This window comes from Planktothrix mougeotii LEGE 06226 (assembly GCF_015207485.1).
GTDB lineage: Bacteria > Cyanobacteriota > Cyanobacteriia > Cyanobacteriales > Microcoleaceae > Planktothrix.
This window is the reverse complement of record NZ_JADEWU010000004.1, coordinates 19,027-35,062: the sequence shown is the minus strand read 5'-3', so window position 1 is coordinate 35,062 and position 16,036 is coordinate 19,027. Positions and strand designations below refer to the sequence as shown.

Below are 16,036 nucleotides of genomic sequence, written 5' to 3'. Positions count from 1 at the left end.
TAAGATCATCGACTTCTACCGTAAAGTAGTACAGACACTGAATCTCGATAACCGTTTCTTAATTCCCTATATCCTGCTCTATCGTTCTCAATTTTTGTGAAACAACGACTTGATACGTTATTAGTAGACCTCAATTTATGTGAGTCCCGCCAACAGGCTCAACGATTAATCCGGGCGGGAGAAGTTTTGGTGAATCGACAGGTTATTGATAAACCAGGTACTGAAATCAATACAGAAGCAGAGATTCAAGTGAAACAACGAGCCCCTTTTGTCTCCAGAGGGGGAGAAAAACTGGCTAAAGCTTTGGCAGAATTTAAGATTGATGTGCGCGATCGCATTTGTCTCGATGGGGGGATTTCAACCGGAGGGTTTACTGATTGTTTATTAAAAGCAGGGGCAAAACAAGTTTATGGCGTTGATGTCGGCTATGGACAATGCGACTGGGGGATTAGAAATGATCCGCGAGTGATTTTATTTGAACGCACCAATCTGCGCTATTTAACGCCTAGTCAATTGTACTCAGAGTTAACGGTTGAAACAGATACACCTTCAGAACAATATGCAGATTTTGCTGTTGTCGATGTATCCTTTATTTCCTTAACCAAAATTCTACCTCCGTTATGGCAACTGTTAAAGCCGAATCGGGAAGTGGTACTGTTAGTAAAACCTCAATTTGAAGTGGGGAAAGAACGGGTGGGCAAAAAAGGCGTTGTCCGAGATTTTCAAGATCAAGCCCATGCTATCTTTCAAGTCGGTTGTGCCGCCCTAACCTTAGGCTGGCAATATCGAGGTTTAACTTGGTCGCCGATTCAAGGCCCTGCTGGGAATATTGAATATCTGTTATGGTTACACAGTGAAGGTCAACCCCTGCCTTCGGAAATAGCCATCGCCCAAATCACCCAATTAGCCCAGACAATCCTAGCATCTTCCTCTGCTTAACCTTAACCTCCTAAATCCGTTCAATGAATTTCTTCAAACTACTGAGGCGCATTACGGTTTATATCTTATGCGCTTTCATGTTTGTCTTCTGTGTCGTTGTCCTCGCAGGAGTGGCAATTGCAATTAAAGTTTTAGTCCTGAAACTCGCCCATAAATTTATTTACCCTATTTTTATGTTTGGCGATTTACTTCGGGGTTTAGAAATTATTGATTTACTCAATATTTTGGTATTTGCTCTTGTGGGGATGGGATTAGGATTAGCAACGGGTTTATTACCCACTCCTAATGCTCGAAAAATTAGTACATTTTTTCTAATTGTTTCAATCCCCCTGATTTTAGCGGTTCCTCAGATTGTGAAATACAATCTTTGGGTGGGGGATATTGCTCAGGATGATAATATTCCGGTTCCCCAAGCCCAAACCGTTGCTGATGACTTTTTAAAACGCAGAATTAATCGAGATGGAGTTTTTGGTTTCTATGTATATACGGGACAATTTCCGATGATTCCGACGCGACAAGTTCAGATGCAGGAATTGGAACGGTTAGAAAAACAAGTGAACTCTAAATTTGTTCGGGTGAGTGGGATTCCACCAACTTTAATTACAATTATTATGGGGGTTTGTTTTTGGGGGATTCGGGTGTTTTATTTTGCCGTTGCTGTGATTACGGCGATCGCTCATTATCGAGAAGGATTGAGAATTGTCGCTAAGTAATTTTGGATTTATCTCCAGTAAGTTCTCCCTTTCCAAAACAAACCCATTAAAATTCCCATAATTGTGATTTGAGATGTACTTAATAAAAGAACGGGCGGGAAGATGGATTTATAAATTAATAAAGTTATTAATAAACAGGGGAAAAGTACCCACAGACAAGTTGTATTTAGGAAAACTTGGGAGGGAAGAATTTCGATGAGATAAATGACTAAAGCTCCTACCCCAACGCCGACACCGAATAAAATTAATAAGTCTAAGGGTGGGGCGTATAAAATTTTGATCATTTTTCGCAAGGCTAGGGATTGAGTGATTCCCCAAATCATTAAAACTTCTGCGATCGCAACGATTAAATAAGTCAAGGTGACACTTTGCCACAAAGCCATCCAAGGCAAATTCTTAAAACGTTGTATAAATTTATTCATAGTGATTTTAATAAAAGATGTAACGGTTAACGAACTTGCCAAATTAAACGGATTTTACCAAAGGATTAACAATCCCCCATTTTTGATTATATTGAACTCACGTTAGAATTTTGGATCAGGAACTTCACAAGGTTCAGAACCCAGAGCCTTAACCCCGAAGCAAACCCAAATCTCAAACCGATCAACTTGGAGCGGAAAAACCGATGGAACCATCATCAATTAATTGTGCAGAAGCTTGTGTCAATGGCTGTGTTTTAGGGGATAAATGTCCCAATCGTGACTATATCCCAGAAACTGAAAATTTTATCAGCAATACCTCCTTAGACCAAATGTTAGAAATGGCAGAGGAGGCTGTCCGTAAGAAAAGAATGCAGCCCCCTACCTGGGTTTTACCGGATTTTCCTGAGTCATTTAAAGATTAATCAGCCCCAACAATTTAAAAGATGACCAGGGGAGTCAATGGCACTCTCAATAGGGTGTAGGGTGAACGGGTGGACACGTCTAAATCATGAAACCTTTTCTTTCCCTGTTCCCTGTTCCCTCCCTCTATAACCTTATAAAGATTAGGATATCTCCTAATTTGTGGCGTTTAATACACTCAAGGGCTTGGTTTCTCGACCAACTTACCCTATAGTAGTTTTGTTTCTGTGGTTTAAAGTTATAGAACCGTTATTCATCTACTTCCCCTATTAAAATGACAGTTAAGAATAATCTGGGGTCTACCCAAGGCAATTCTGATGCTGAAGGAAAAGCGAATCCCTGGTTGTCAGCAGATTCAGCCAATCCATTCCGTAGAAATGAACGAATAGTTAACCCTAATAATGATTCTAAAGATATGCCCCGCGAAGAATCTTGGAGTGGCGATATTATTCCCAGCAATGCTGCAAAGATCAAAGTAATTGGTGTGGGTGGCAGTGGCGGTAATGCTGTTAACCGGATGATTGACAGCCAGGTAACAGGTGTTGAGTTTTGGTCAGTGAATACCGATGCTCAAGCTTTAACTTTATCGAAAGCTCAAAAACGGTTACAAGTGGGTCAGAAATTAACTAGAGGCTTAGGGGCGGGTGGAAACCCTGCCATTGGTCAAAAAGCGGCGGAAGAATCACGGGATGAAATTCTTCATGCTTTGGAAGGGGCAGATTTAGTTTTTATTACCGCCGGATTAGGCGGTGGAACCGGAACGGGTGGAGCCCCGATTGTGGCAGAAGTCGCGAAAGAAATCGGTGCGTTAACCGTTGGGGTCGTCACTCGTCCGTTTACCTTTGAAGGACGCCGACGGATTTCTCAAGCGGATGAGGGAATTGCCGCCTTACAATCCCGTGTGGATACGTTAATTGTGATTCCCAATAATAAATTGTTATCGGTGATTAATGAACAAACCCCCGTACAGGAAGCGTTTCGCTATGCCGATGATGTCTTACGTCAAGGGGTACAGGGAATCTCAGATATTATTACGATTCCGGGTTTAGTCAACGTGGATTTCGCCGACGTCCGGGCGGTGATGGCCGATGCCGGGTCGGCTTTATTAGGCATTGGCATTGGTTCGGGCAAATCACGGGCTAGAGAAGCGGCCGTTGCTGCCATCGCCTCTCCCTTGTTAGAATCCTCCATTGATGGGGCGAAGGGGGTTGTATTTAATATTACTGGCGGTACGGATTTAACCTTACATGAGGTGAATGCGGCTGCTGAAACGATTTATGAAGTGGTTGATCCTAATGCCAATATTATCTTTGGGGCTGTGATTGATGAACGGATGCAGGGAGAAGTAAAAATCACGGTAATTGCTACTGGGTTTTCAGGAGACAATAAACAAGCTATCCCCGTAACCCGTGAAGTTAATGTACAACGGGGGAATACCATTCCGGTGATTCCGGCTCCAGGGAACCCACCCCAACCCCAAACTCCGTCTAACCCAGCCCAACCCGGATTAGATATTCCTGATTTTCTCCGTCGGCGCAAACCCCCTACTCGTTAGACCCATCAGGGGAGCACCGGAAGCCGAACACTCGGCATTTGGTACTCTCCACTTGACAACAGCCCACACTCAGCAGTTAATCGTTAACCATTAAGGTTTAGTCAGGCTGTACCCTGGCAGTGGCAATTGTGGCGCATCTCTGCCTTAAGAAGGATATATTTTTAACTGTACAACAGAGTAAACTTGATGTAACTTCTCCATTAGAGCACTCCTTAACTATCGGTAAAGGACAAAGGTTCGTCGGGCATTTTTACCCGTTTATTTACCTCTTTTAAATACCATAAACAAGAGCTAAAACAACGCCTAAAAATACCCCAATCAGTTAACCCATCCATCCATCTCGAATCGAAGCTTCTTTGCGCGAGTAATTATCGGCAAAAGCACGATGACGATGCACCACTTTTTGATCAAGATTAGGCGGTGTATTTTCCCAGGGTTCAGAGCGCGGTACATTTCTTTTGGGAGCCTCTTGTTTCTGAATCTCTTGATTAACCTCTGTGGCTTCTTCTGGAGATAAAGGAGTTGAATGTCGCAGCAAGTCTCTTTGTACCGCCGCGATCGCTTGTCGCACGGCGGTTTTGATCGAGGGGGAAAACTCTGCCTGTCCCCGTTTGAGTTGCTGCATCCAACCTTCTTTACTGGAAGCGTAAAGTGGCGGTAAACGATTGAGCGCGTAGGTTTCCACTTCAACCCGCTTAATATATTGGGAAAGTCGTGGCGGAAGAGAAGCTAATTGACGTTTGACTTCCTCAGTTACTAAGTCTTCCATTACGTTGTGATATCTGCGGTTAGAACCTATAGCCATAGTATTGACCGAGCCAGATTCGGTATTCAGTGTTGTCACGGTGATTCTCCTCTAGTTTCTAGTTTAACGATTTTGAAAGTCTGTGAGATCCTCCCGAAAAGATAGGGAATGACGGGGGACTTTATAACGGAAGGAGGAGAAAGGCATTCGGGAACAGTAACCGTTACCCCTGAACCGTAATTCGCTATAGGGGACACATTCTGAGTCTTGCGAGGTTCTGACCTCGGCAGGTTTATGGGGTGCCGGAGTTTTGGGCTTGGGTGAGGGTGATTAAATCTTCAATCTGTTTAAGATTGGGATCACCGGCTAGGTAACTAATTCCTCGATGGAGGTGTAGGCGAAACTGGGTGGCGAGGGTTTCGGGATCGGTTCCTAAGTGATCATTATGGCAACGTTGCTTGAGGGCAAGAAGTAATAAATCACACATCTGACCCCCAAAAACTTGCCATGTCATTTCAACATTACTATCGCTAGGTATGGGAACTGGGGAAGGAATTGTTGACTCTGCTAGTGAACGACACAACGCCCAACGACACAGGATATTCCAATTCTCTATTTTGGTGACTCGCTTAAGTTTCGTCAGTTGCTCCTTCGCCGTTAGGGATAGGCGAATTCGCTCTAAGGGGGGTTCCATTCTGATTCAAGAGACAATTCAGGAAATCCACAGATCTTAAATCTATATATAGAAAATTTTATACCGAAATACTGAAGAATTGTAATCTAGGTAGGGTATTTTTTTACAAAACCTTGATTTAAACTGAAGTTTTATAAAGCTCTGGTAAAGAAACATTGCAGACTCAACCTTATCTTCTTAAAAGAAATAACCGGGCTCAATGCGGGTTTGGCGTTGTTTTGGATCATATTTGAGTAAATACTCACGGGCGATCGCATCTTGTTCGCGTAAACTGTTGACTTCCTTTTCCGCAATTTCCGTATCCGTTGAGAGTAAAATAACTTGATGGCTGGCTGCGGGAAAATACCGTTCAATTAAGTTTTGACGGTGGGAGGAGTCTAAACGGCCTAATGGGGTATCAATGGCAATGGGTAAATTGCGACCGGAAACCCTCGCTAACCCCCATAAAAAAGCGATCGCTAACAGTTGTTTTTCTCCGGCTGAAAGGCGGTGTTTCTCAACAGGTTGTCCTTGGGGATCATAGAGGGATAAACTAAAATCTTCTGTTTGGATAATAACTCGATGCACTAAGTCGGATTTATGTAATAAATAACGAAAACATTCTGTTACTTCTACTTCTAATTTATTCAGTTTTTTCAAAGTTAATTTCTCTTTAAAAACCTTCAATGTACTTTGAACTTTAGCCACGCTATCAATAATATGATTAACATTTTTTCGATCAATCGTATTTTGACTATATTTTTCTAAGTCTTTTTTAGCTTTTTCATACTGAGCTTGACATTTTTTACACCGTTCTTCTGCCTCTTCAATAGCCGTTTCTAGTTTGGTTAATTCTGTTTGGGCTTGGGATACGGTTTCTAACAGTTGTTCATAGACCTCTGGAGGCGCGGCGACAGCTAATTGTCTATCCAGACTCGAAATAGCATCTTCAATACTTCTTAAGGCTTCTACCCTATCCTGAGAGGATTGAATTTGACTCGGAAGTTGATGTTCTAAAACGGTTTTTAACTGCTGGAGAACTTTATCATCCAGTCCTAAAAAAAGGGTTTCTTGATTTTCGGGATTATCGGTTAATTTGTGATAATCATCTTCTAAATATAACTTAATATTTTCTAATTGTTTTAGAGTAATATTAAGCTGTTCTAAATATTGAAATAAACGTTGATCTCGTTCTTTAATAACATCTTGAGCAACTTTTGCTTTTTGCCAATTTAACTCTTGTTCTCCTTGGGTTTTAGCTTGTAATAATAGAGGAGTAATTAACGCCAAAGGTAAATAATCTCCAGCTAATTCACAAAGATTATCTCGCTGTTGTTTAGCTTTCTCTCGTTCATGTTCTAACTGTTGTTCTAATTGACTACGTTCTCCGGCAATTTTTCCCCCTTCGAGTTTAAATTTTTCCTTAGCCGCATATAACCTTTTTTTAGCTATTCCTGCCTTTTCCTTCAAGTTTAATATGGCTTTTTCAGCATTTTCCCATTCTGATTTATAGCGGTTTAACTTGTTTTCAATTGCTTCTAAATCCGCTAATTCTTTAGAGTCTGCTAACTGTTTACGTTTGCGGTTTGCTAAAATATCTAAATCTAGGGCTAACCGTTCTGCTAATTCTAACCCTAATAAAGATTGAATAGCCTGAACTACAACAGTAGGAGGTGTGTCTAAATCTGCTAATTCTTTAACTTGTTCCCCATCAAATAAAAATAAATTAGAAATCCCAATGGGAAAAAAATCTTCTATCCGTTCATCCCAGGTTTCTAACCAAGCGGAGTCAGGCCAATCATCAATTAAAATTCCTAGAATATCTTTACCATTTTTCGGGTTTCTTGTCCAGCGACGTTTGACCCGAAATTGAACTTGCATATTTTGAACGATATGTTCAAATAACAGTTCGACACTGGTTTCTTCATGGGGTAGGGTATGTTTATTAACCGCTTGTTTGAGAAAGTCAGGATAACTTAAACTTCCCCGTGTTGAACATTGAGCCCGTTGTCCATAAAGTGCCAGTCGCATCGCATCCATTAAAGTTGTTTTCCCACCCCCATTCATACCACCGAATAACACAATAGGGCTAATAACATTATCATTAATTTGAGGACGTAAATCAATGACTTGTTTACCTCGATAGGGGCCAAAGTTTTCGACTGTTAATTCTAGGAAAATCATAATTAAAATAAGGATATGTGGAACAGGCATCTTGCCTGTCAACCTGTCAACCTGTCAACCTGTTAACCTGTTAACCTGTCAACCTGTCAACCTGTTAACCTGTTAACCTTAAGAAGGGTTTTGAAATTTCAAAGTTGCCCAACTTAACTGTTGAGGAGGGTCGGCTTTTTTGCCCTCAACAGCTTGCTTAACTTGTTCAACACTTCCGGTTTTTGCGGCTTCTTTTAAATTGCGTTCATAATGAGCATTCTCAATAGCATCCTGTTGCGGTCGAGAACTGGTTTCAAAACAGCGTTCTAAATCATCATATATTCCCGTCCGTCTCGCCATTGTTTTATACTGACGTTCAGTATCCATTAATTTTGCCATTAGTTCCATATACATCCCATCCCCTTCACTGAGTTCCTCTAAAATTTGCCATTCATCTCCACCGAGGACATGATTTCCCGCACCGATACGGGGGTCTTCAAAGGCTTCTCCCATAACTTCCTCATAAATTTTGGGTAAACTATCATCAAATTCATGTTTTTCCTCTAACCATATTCGCCGAATTTCACTCAATTCTCCTATTGTAATTAAGGTAATATCTCGATATTCTTCGGGTGCTGTTTGTCTAATTTGTTGTTGTGCTTCTAATACCCTTCTTAACCAATGTTCTCGCCATTTTTTAGTATATGGCCCCGGAATAGGTTCAACAGATATTTCACCGTTAACATTACGTTCAAACAGTTGAACTTTTCCAAATAATCGTCTAAAATCCCGTTTATCTCGATCATTGCTAGGATCTAGTTCATTACGGAGATTTAATAAGGGTTGCATCCATTCTTTAGCTTCATCATTAATAATCATTGCCTCCATTGATTTATCTTTGGTCACCAAAGTACAAACCCAACAACCAAACCGAGAACTTCCACAGCTAGGAGTAGAAGTATCTACAACCAGGGGACAATCATTATCTGCGGTTGCACCTCGATACATCGCAAATAATTCTTTATTATCCAGACCCCAAGGGTTTTCCCATTGCATTAAATACATCCAAACTTCGTCAGTTCGCCAATCTTCAATCGGAGAATAAACTAAGCAATCAGGACGACGAGGATTTGTATTTAAGCGATCGCGAACCCTTCGTTGTCGATGCTTTGCCATATTCATTGATCTTTGAATACTTTCAGTTTTGCGAGTTCCTAAAACTAAGATCGCTTCACGATTGGTTTTAAGAACTTCTTGAATAAATGAATCTGCGGGCTGTATTTTTAAGCGATCTGTACACCATCTAAATCGTTGTCTAGGAGTCGGATAACCTTTCCCAATTAAACAGACCCAAAATGTATCTTGAATGGCTGGATAAGTTAGATGTGTTTCTATGGGCATTTCTTGCTCTTTAGCTGCTAATTGCATTTGTTCTAAAGATCTTTTCACCCAAGTAGAAATTATTGGATTTTCAACCAAGGTATCATTGGTAATAACATGAATTGTTTTTGTCCGTTGTTCAACGGGTAATGCTGCAATAGAATTCCAAATAAGCTGAAGTACAGAAGTGCTGTCTTTTCCTCCACTCCATCCTATAATTAAAGGACATTGTTCTTGCAAGTATAAATCTTGGATTTCTTGAGTTAATGTTTCAACAGAATCAATAAATTGTTCAACTGTGCTTTTAGATTCAAGGTTAATTAGAGTTTCTGTCATTTTAACACCACCTCCGTTGTAATACGAAACCTTTAATTATGCTCTAAATATATTCTGACGATGCCATATTAGTGAATCAATACGAGGAAAACTTAATTCGGAATCAGGCAAAAGAATTAACTCCCCATTAAATTCTTTCATAGGTCTATTATAGGGTGAATCTTCGTCTAAATCCTGAGCAATTAGAATTTTATAATTATCATCTATTGTAAACCATCCTTGATCAAAAGCCCAATGATGATTTTTACAAAATGAAATTCCGTTTTTGATATTACTATCATAAAATTTAGAAAAGGGTTTAATATGTGCACCATCTACAAGGCTTTGGCTAAGAGAACGAGTAACCCGTAATCTACAGAAAGCGCATCTATAATCATAAAGATGTACAACAGCTTTACGAAAGAATGCCTCTCTAACAACTGACTTCTTAAGGTAAAATTTTATTTTTTTTTCATGTGTATTATTGGATTCAGAAGTTTCTTCTAAATCATCTGAACTAGAATCTTCTAAATCTTGGTTAATCTTCAATATTTCTTCTATAGCTTTTTGGCTAGAAGTAAACCAAGCATTGATTAAACTATCGATCAATTCCTTTCTACTATTTGTATCTTGAATAAAGTTAAAAAGCTCCTGATCTAAATAAGCATAATCAACATCTTTTCGGATTTTGGGAATTGTTTGGGGTCTTCCTCCGTCATATTCTGAACTAAATTGAAGATGCCAAAACTTATACTTACCATTTTTAAGATGAAAAAAGGGTAAAGCGAAATCACTACCTTTAAATGGGTCAGAAGCTAAAACATACCAATATTTTTTAAACGTATCAATCAAATCGTCAGAGATAAAAATACGATTTTCTGTAATTAAACCTTGTGAAATTGCATCAATCACAGATAATAATAAAATAGGCTGATTGAGAGCTTCACCGCCTCTTTTGTTATTTTTGTAGACTTGAATTTGAGAAAAACAATTCCTATAGTAAACTAGATTTTTGCTTTCTTGTTGTCCTCCTGTAATCATTGTTTTTCCCCTCCAGTCATTACAAATATTCCCAAAACCTTACCATTTCAGTAAAATAGGACTCAGAAAGTGGTTTTTAAAAACCTTAGTTAAATTTTTAAAAACCATTTTTAGTTACTATAGCATTTATTGACTCATTTAGCAACATATCTCTGATGGATACTGAAACCCGACTTAACTCCGAAGCCCAAGAAACAATAGCAAAACTGCTGAAACCCTATCTACAACAAGCAGATAGCCTACTGGTTCAAAAAACCCAAATGGCCGGAACCGAAACCTTTATCAGTTCTGTTACCCTAGAATGGATAGCCGCCAAAGTCGGTTTTGCGTCCCAACTCCCCTTATTTCAACCTCATTTAGACGCAACAGTTAACGTCAAACGCGACGCTGAAACCGTTGATGAAATTTTCCAACGTCCCCTCGACTGGTCACGTCAAGCCACCTTAACCCAATATCTCACTAACCATAAAGACCATAAATTCCCTGCGGTGTTAGTTGTCCTCAGTCCCGCCTGGGTCGATAACCCCAAAGCCGCTCAATGGGATAAACACGGACGGGCCATCGAGTCCGCCATCGAATTTCTCCCCCTCGACAGCCAAGGAAAACTGGGACTATTGCAGATGTCGAGTGATGTATCCGTGTTTGCTTTAGATGGACAACATCGCTTAATGGGGATACAAGGGTTAATGCAACTCCTGCGGACAGGACGTTTACAACCCTACACTAAACAGAAAAAACCCATCGGGGATGCTATTACCGTTAAAGAACTTAGCCAAAAATTCGGTATCACTCCCCAACAATTACAACAGTTATCCCAAGAAACCATCGGAGTTGAATTTATTCCCGCAGTGGTGAAGGGGGAAACTCGCGCTGAAGCTAGACAACGGGTAAGGTCTATTTTTGTTCACGTTAACTTAATGGCTGTCAAACTTAGTAAAGGACAGTTGGCACTATTGGATGAAGATGATGGGTTTTCTATTGTTACTCGTCAGGTGGCTGTTTCCCATCCTTTATTTTGCGATAAACCCGGACGCAACCCTAGAATTAATTGGGATAGTGCCACAGTCGCCTCTAAGTCAACGGTCTTAACCACCCTGCAAGCGTTAACCGATATGGGTCAACGGTATTTAACCCCCAAATTTCCCCACTGGAAAGCTGCAAAATCTGGGTTAATTCCCCGGCGACCCACCGAAGCAGAATTAGAAGCAGGTATTGAGGAGTTAAAACAATTTTTTGATGGCATGGCGAGTTTACCCAGTTATCAAAAGTTAGAACAAGGTTGGGAAACTCCAGCTTTGCGTCGGTTTAGCTTTGAGAAACCTGGAGGGGAGGGAAATTTACTGTTTCGTCCTGTGGGTCAAGTGGCGGTAGCTGCGGCGTTGGGGGTGTTGGTGTTTTATCAACAACGGTCGGTAACAGAGATTTTTGAGAAATTGCAAGAATTTGATAACGCTGGCGGCTTTAGTGGCATGGAATATCCTGACTCGCTGTGGTATGGGGTATTATATGACCCCAATAAACGCCGGGTGAGGGTAGCGGGAAAAGAGTTGGCGGCGAAGTTACTCATTTATTTATTAGGGGGAATGCAGCAACCGATGGAATGCGCTGAGTTACGCAAAGCCTTAGCGGATGCTAGGACGTTTGAGAATAAAGCCGTGAGTTTTGAGGGTCAATTTGTCAAACCCAGAGAAGTCGGTTTACCCGAAATTTTGTAGCGGTTTTCTGTGAAAAAATTTTGTTTGTTGGGGGAGGGGTTGACAAAACCCCCGGCACAAGAGACAATGTTGTAAGGGGGAGTTTGTACATACGCTTGATTAATTAGTCAATTCTTAAATTATAGTGCTACAAATTACAGTTAGGACAATTCTAAATACGGATATTTTATATTTTAAACAAGTAACTCCGTAAATATTCGCATACTTTTGAAAACCTTGATGTTCAATAAAGAAGGTTTTTTTAGGGAATTAAAAAAGCAACTATTTTGTATAAATGTCAGAAAAAGATTTAAAATAAAAAAGTAATCGTATTTATCGACTCGTTAAAATGAATACAGACAACCCTGATATTTCGGAATTAACCCAAGCCATTCGTTCCGTATTAGAACATCTTTTTAGTCAAAATTATCGCCAGCAGTGCTATCTGGGTTTAAGTTTGCAGCAAGGCAAACGCCAAATGATTCAAATTAACGTTCCAGCCCGTGATTTAGCAACCTTATTACAAGCAAAACCTTCATTAAATAATGATCCAGATTCTGGAAAAAATCGCCCGGAAGTTAAAGGTCATGCGGAAGAAATTAAAGACTATATTAAAAAACGAGTCAGCCAAGATAAACCTTGGATTATTGGAACCTTAACCGCTAATGTTGATCCTGAAAAAATTGAAATTATAGAATTAGGTCGAGGGATATGTTTTATCATTATTCCCCGAACAACAAAACTCGATATTACCGATGGTCAACATCGCAAACGGGCAATTCATGAATTAATCGAAAATATAGCTACAGCCGAATTTATTGCTGATCATGATTTTCCCATTACTTTAGTATTAGAAAGTGATTTTAATCAATGTCAAACGGATTTTCGAGACATGGCACAAACCAAACAGCTAGATAAATCTTTATTAGTTTCTTTTGGAGAGTTTTCCGGCAGAATTGGGATTACCAAACACTTAGTTGAGTCTGTATTGATCTTTAAAGAAAAAACCGAAAGAATTAAAGCAAGTCCTGCGAATAAAGACAGGTTAATTTATACAATGAATTATATTGTCCGCTTTGTCAGTTGTGTTTTTACTGATAATCCTAGTGATGAATTAACGGATTATAATGTAGATTTAGCTTCAGAACAATTAGCAAGTTGTCTAAATCAATTCTTTGAAGAATGTCCTTATACTCAACACATTGCAAAAACTCCTAAAGATGATTTAACGATTGATGAAGTCGCTATTTTTAAAGATAAATGCCTTTTAGGGGTGAGTATTGGATTAGAAATTTTAGGACGGTTGCTTCATGTAACCTATGATCAATATAGCCATACCTTTGATTTAGAAAAAGTCTCTGAATTAGCAGCCCTTGACTGGTCAAGAGAAAGTGAACTTTGGAGAGGTAATGTGATTACAATTGATCCGACTCCCAAAAAGCCAGATAATCCTTACAAAATTTCACTGAGTTCTACTAATATTAAAATAGCGGTTAATACAGCTAAAGCTCATTTAGGTTGGATTTAATCAAAAAGGTCGGTAAAAGTAACGCATTAAGTCCCCTGCCAATATCTTGATAGGCGTAACAAACTATCAACTCTTCCCTTGCTGTCGTCAGATTTCTAATTAGGCTGATGTCTAAAGAGAAGAATGCAGGGGGTTGACAAAACCCGCCGCCGAGGAGATAATATTGAAAGGGGTAATTCGTCTATACACTTGACTATTTAATCAATACGCAAAACCGTAGGGGTTTGGTCTCCAAACCCGATTCCGGTGACAAAAATTAACTGGGTAAATATTCGGAGAAGTTGAAAGGTTGGATATACTGCCGATGATCCCTAAATCCCAGGTAGAGACTAAGCATGGCTAGTCTCTACAGGAGCCTATTATTCATCAGACTCAATCTTTCCAAGAATACGACCTAACTCGCTCTTTTCATTCACCGCAATCCGGGTCGGAGAACCACTAATAATCCGTTCATAATCTCGGAAAGAATCAGTAATCAGAGGGCCGTGATCACTAATCGTATATTCTCGAATCCCTTTATCATGCCAAGATCCTCTCATCTTAAACACGTTTAAGGCACGGGACATTTCTCCGCGAATTTCCACATATTGCAACATCAAAATCGTATCCGTAATCGTTGAAATATGAGAATCCGTAATCGAATGGGAACCCATAAATTGATCCGTTGTATTCGTGAAAAAGCCTGTAATTTCCTCCTGTTTGGCATAACCCGTTACCCCGATTACAAATTGACGAAAAGCGTTATTACTCACCCCTCGTGCTAAAGCCGATAACGAATCAATCGCAATTCGAGCGGGTTTAAACTCAGAAATTTCCGATTTAATAATTTGTAAATGATCTTCTAATCCCGCAGATTCAGGATAACTACATAAAATTTTCAGTAAGCCTTTGCTTTCCATTTCTTCAAAATCAATCCCCCAGGAACTCGCATTTCTAAATAACTGAGCGCGAGATTCTTCATAAGCAAATAGCATGGCTCGTTGACCATTTTTACAGGCATCCTGTAGGAAAATACTAACTAATAAGGTTTTACCCGTACCCGTTGCTCCCGTCGCCAAAATAATTGAATCTTTGAAGAACCCACCCCCACACATCAGATCGAGGGTGGGATTTCCCGAAGAAACCCGGGCATTGGAAGAGCGTTGAGTCAGGCGCATCGCCCCCAGAGGAAAGATCCCAATCCCATTATTAGTAATCGTAAACGGATATTCCCCCTTCATGTGGGTTGTCCCCCGCAATTTGAGAATTTCCGCCGTCCGTCGTCGCCGTTCTCCCTCTAAAACGTTCCGAAAGATAACCACATTATCGGAAACAAATTCTTCCACCCCAAATCGCGCCACCGGGCCATATTCTGCCTCCCGTTCCGTTGTCATAATCGTGGTCGCTCCCACCTGTTTCAATCGCGCCACCAGGCGGAAAATCTCTCGTCTAACCACTCCTGCGGCTTCATATTGTTGGAAAACAGCCGTTACCGAATCAATCGAAACCCGTCGAGCTTTATATTTACGAATAGCATATTGAATCCGCTCAATTAAAGCTGATAGGTCAAAATTTCCTACAATATCTTGCCCCTCTGGGTCAGGAGAAGCATCTAAAATAAATAACTTTCCTTCATCAATAAATTGTTGGAGATCCCATCCAAAACTAGAAGCATTTTTAATAATATCTGTAGGTGATTCTTCAAACGTGACGAAGATCCCAGGTTCATCAAAATAGGTAATTCCATTGTAGAGAAACTGAACCGCAAACAAGGTTTTTCCGGTTCCTGATGTCCCGCTCACTAACGTTGTTCTGGCAATGGGCATTCCGCCATGACTAATATCATCAAAACCTTCAATCATGGTGCGGATTTTCTGCACCCCTATCAGTTTACGTCCATTGCTTTTGGTTTCCTGAGAACTTTCACTCATAATTTTTATCTTAAAGGATAGGGCTCTGATCGATGAACCTGTGAGACTTTTGCTACATTTACCACAAAATCTGGAACAGTAGGGGATCAAGTCATCATTCTCAACCAAGAGTTCCCAGCAGTTGGTAAGGGTGGATCAGAATTGACGGACATCAGTAATCTATTTTACCTTGTCCTTACCCTCCAGAATCGATTTTAAGTCCAGATTTACTCATCCATTAGTTCTTCATAGAGAAGATCGAGTCCAATTAAGACTTTTTCTCGATCTGAGAGATCCCCAATAATTTTCCGCACCGGAGGAGGCAAGATTTTAGACAGGGTAGGAGTCGCTAAAATTTTATCTTCCTCTGCCAGTTGCGGATTTTTGAGAACGTCAATGACTTTTAAGGCATAAACCCCTTGAAATTCCTGTTCTAAGATGTCTTTAAGGGTTTTCAATGCTCGGACTGAGTTGGGAGTATTCCCCGCCACATACAGTTTGAGGACATAGGTTTTTTTAAGAGGACTCATAGATGTTGATTGACCGGTGTTAGATGGGGTAGGAAAAA

General features: G+C 40.2%; 14 protein-coding genes. 6 read left to right on the top strand and 8 right to left on the bottom strand.

All coding sequences use genetic code 11. The annotated features are described in order from the left end of the window. The first annotated feature begins 96 nt into the window (after positions 1-96). On the top strand, positions 97-939 hold the full coding sequence (locus IQ236_RS02940) for a TlyA family RNA methyltransferase (RefSeq protein WP_193867890.1): 843 nt from the start codon (positions 97-99) through the stop codon (positions 937-939). Between the two features lie 23 nt (positions 940-962). After that, positions 963-1,652 (top strand): hypothetical protein, encoded by a 690-nt coding sequence (locus tag IQ236_RS02935; RefSeq protein ID WP_193867889.1) that lies wholly within the window; start codon positions 963-965, stop codon positions 1,650-1,652. An 8-nt stretch (positions 1,653-1,660) separates the two neighbouring features. Here the strand turns inward: IQ236_RS02935 and IQ236_RS02930 are convergent, their stop codons facing one another. Continuing rightward, a complete protein-coding gene (locus tag IQ236_RS02930; RefSeq protein ID WP_193867888.1) occupies positions 1,661-2,074 on the bottom strand; it encodes a peptide chain release factor 1 in 414 nt (137 codons plus the stop codon). Positions 2,075-2,277: 203 nt separating this feature from the next. On the opposite strand from IQ236_RS02930, the gene IQ236_RS02925 reads away from it, so the two are divergent. Both IQ236_RS02925 and ftsZ read left to right on the top strand, forming a co-directional pair. Beyond that, positions 2,278-2,496 (top strand): hypothetical protein, encoded by a 219-nt coding sequence (locus tag IQ236_RS02925; RefSeq protein WP_190517554.1) that lies wholly within the window; start codon positions 2,278-2,280, stop codon positions 2,494-2,496. 272 nt (positions 2,497-2,768) lie between these two features. Continuing rightward, the gene (ftsZ, locus tag IQ236_RS02920; RefSeq protein WP_072717056.1) at positions 2,769-4,049 is read left to right on the top strand and encodes a cell division protein FtsZ; all 1,281 of its coding nucleotides are present in this window, start codon (positions 2,769-2,771) and stop codon (positions 4,047-4,049) included. A 322-nt stretch (positions 4,050-4,371) separates the two neighbouring features. Here ftsZ and IQ236_RS02915 read toward each other — a convergent pair whose 3' ends face one another. From IQ236_RS02915 to IQ236_RS02895, 5 genes are all read right to left on the bottom strand, one after another. After that, complete coding sequence (locus tag IQ236_RS02915) at positions 4,372-4,893, bottom strand: late competence development ComFB family protein (protein WP_309235790.1); 522 nt, start codon at positions 4,891-4,893, stop codon at positions 4,372-4,374. 193 nt (positions 4,894-5,086) lie between these two features. Then, positions 5,087-5,488: a DNA sulfur modification protein DndE gene (gene dndE, locus IQ236_RS02910; RefSeq protein WP_072717058.1), complete on the bottom strand. Its 402-nt coding sequence runs from the start codon at positions 5,486-5,488 to the stop codon at positions 5,087-5,089. Positions 5,489-5,665: 177 nt separating this feature from the next. After that, a complete protein-coding gene (gene dndD / locus IQ236_RS02905) occupies positions 5,666-7,651 on the bottom strand; it encodes a DNA sulfur modification protein DndD (protein WP_193867887.1) in 1,986 nt (661 codons plus the stop codon). Between the two features lie 108 nt (positions 7,652-7,759). After that, positions 7,760-9,337 (bottom strand): DNA phosphorothioation system sulfurtransferase DndC, encoded by a 1,578-nt coding sequence (gene dndC / locus IQ236_RS02900; protein ID WP_193867886.1) that lies wholly within the window; start codon positions 9,335-9,337, stop codon positions 7,760-7,762. 36 nt (positions 9,338-9,373) lie between these two features. Next, complete coding sequence (locus IQ236_RS02895) at positions 9,374-10,357, bottom strand: HNH endonuclease (protein ID WP_193867885.1); 984 nt, start codon at positions 10,355-10,357, stop codon at positions 9,374-9,376. A gap of 155 nt (positions 10,358-10,512) precedes the next feature. On the opposite strand from IQ236_RS02895, the gene IQ236_RS02890 reads away from it, so the two are divergent. Then, positions 10,513-12,072: a DGQHR domain-containing protein gene (locus IQ236_RS02890; RefSeq protein ID WP_193867884.1), complete on the top strand. Its 1,560-nt coding sequence runs from the start codon at positions 10,513-10,515 to the stop codon at positions 12,070-12,072. A gap of 328 nt (positions 12,073-12,400) precedes the next feature. Further along, complete coding sequence (locus IQ236_RS02885) at positions 12,401-13,579, top strand: DNA sulfur modification protein DndB (RefSeq protein WP_193867883.1); 1,179 nt, start codon at positions 12,401-12,403, stop codon at positions 13,577-13,579. Between the two features lie 359 nt (positions 13,580-13,938). Here IQ236_RS02885 and kaiC read toward each other — a convergent pair whose 3' ends face one another. Together kaiC and kaiB are read right to left on the bottom strand one after the other, a co-directional pair. Continuing rightward, the gene (gene kaiC / locus IQ236_RS02880) at positions 13,939-15,489 is read right to left on the bottom strand and encodes a circadian clock protein KaiC (protein WP_193867882.1); all 1,551 of its coding nucleotides are present in this window, start codon (positions 15,487-15,489) and stop codon (positions 13,939-13,941) included. A 206-nt stretch (positions 15,490-15,695) separates the two neighbouring features. Next, positions 15,696-15,998 carry a circadian clock protein KaiB gene (gene kaiB / locus IQ236_RS02875; protein WP_072717063.1) on the bottom strand — a complete coding sequence of 101 codons (303 nt, stop codon included), beginning with the start codon at positions 15,996-15,998 and terminating at the stop codon, positions 15,696-15,698. Between the last annotated feature and the right edge of the window lie 38 nt (positions 15,999-16,036).